Here is a 1,320-nt window from a genome sequence, read left to right as displayed (position 1 = left end):
CGCACGGCGAGGGCTGGAGCCAGACCGTCAACCAGCTGGTGGCCGCCGAGGCCGTGGCGGCACTGACGCGTGAACTGGGCCTGCAGTCTGAATTGCGCAGCCAGGCCGATGGGCTGTGGACGCTTCGGGTGGAGCGCGAGTCGCTGAACCAGGCGGCAGCGCGTGAAAAGCTGCAAGCCGCGCTGCAGGCGCATCTTGGCGACGCGGCCCTGCGGCTCGCGGTGGAAGTGGGGCCCGTCACCGACACCCCGGCGCGCCGCAATGCGGCGGCGCAAGCCGAGCGCCAGCGTGCGGCCGAAGAAATGATCCAGAACGACCCGTTTGTGCAGGACATGATTCGCGACTGGGGCGCCAAAATTGTCCCCGGCAGCATCCGGCCGCTGGCCGCGAAGTCGATATGATCAAAGGCAGGTTTTAAAACCAATTTCTGCCCCCAATTTCGACGCAATTTCAGACGCAAAGCACACCTCGATTTCAAGTTTTAAAGGAACTACCATGTTTAACAAAGGACAACTCGCGGGCCTCATGAAGCAGGCGCAGGCGATGCAGGACAACCTCAAGAAAGCCCAGGAAGAACTGGCATTTGTGGAAGTCACCGCTGAGGCCGGCGCCGGTCTGGTGAAGGTCACCATGACCTGCAAGCACGATGTCAAACGCGTTGAAATTGACCCCAGCCTGCTGACCGACGACAAGGACATGCTGGAAGACCTGGTAGCCGCTGCGTTCAACGCGGCCGTGCGCAAGGCCGAAGAAGTGAGCAACGAGAAAATGGGCAAGCTCACGGCCGGTATGCCCGGTCTGCCTGGCGGCATGAAGCTGCCCTTCTAAAGTTGTGAGCCCCCACGGTCGCTCACTGCGTGTAGCTCCCTGCCCCCCGAGGGGGCCGCTGCGCCTGCGGCCCGGCAAAGCCGGTTCCGCGGCCCCTGCTTGCGAAAGCGGGTACAACGCTCGGTCGCTGCTGCCACATGGCTGACTCCAACGCTCTCGAAGGCCTTACCCAGGCCTTGCGCAAGCTGCCGGGCGTGGGCGCCAAGTCGGCCGCGCGCATGGCTTTTCATTTGCTGCAGCACGACAAGCCCGGCGCGCTGCAGATTGCCCGTGCGCTGGAGCACGCCGTCAATAGCGTGCGGCATTGCACCTTGTGCAACACGCTGACGGAGCAGGAGGTTTGCACCACCTGCGCCAACCCGCAGCGTGACCGCAGCAAACTGTGCGTGGTCGAAACACCGGCCGACCAGGCTGCCCTTGAGCGCACGCTGGCCTACAAGGGCCTTTATTTTGTGCTCATGGGCAAGCTGAGTCCGCTTGACGGCATAGGCC

3 protein-coding genes are annotated in these 1,320 nt (G+C 63.4%); all 3 read left to right on the top strand.

From position 1 onward, the window contains the following. A partial coding sequence (locus AC1D1X_RS23510) for a DNA polymerase III subunit gamma/tau C-terminal domain-containing protein (RefSeq protein WP_477699373.1) occupies positions 1-401 on the top strand: 401 nt, incomplete at its 5' end. A gap of 94 nt (positions 402-495) precedes the next feature. Then, entirely contained in the window at positions 496-828 is a 333-nt protein-coding gene (locus AC1D1X_RS23505) for a YbaB/EbfC family nucleoid-associated protein (RefSeq protein WP_457278639.1), read from the top strand. A 137-nt stretch (positions 829-965) separates the two neighbouring features. Continuing rightward, positions 966-1,320 (top strand): recombination mediator RecR (locus AC1D1X_RS23500; protein ID WP_477699372.1); only part of this gene is annotated, 355 nt, incomplete at its 3' end.

This window comes from Polaromonas sp. P1_G4, from assembly GCF_056405475.1.
This window is presented reverse-complemented; position numbering and strand designations above follow the sequence as displayed.

What these genes read in the sequence shown, in the direction of transcription:
- AC1D1X_RS23505 (WP_457278639.1), top strand. Translation starts at nt 496, where the DNA reads ATGTTTAACAAAGGACAACTCGCGGGCCTCATGAAGCAGGCGCAGGCG.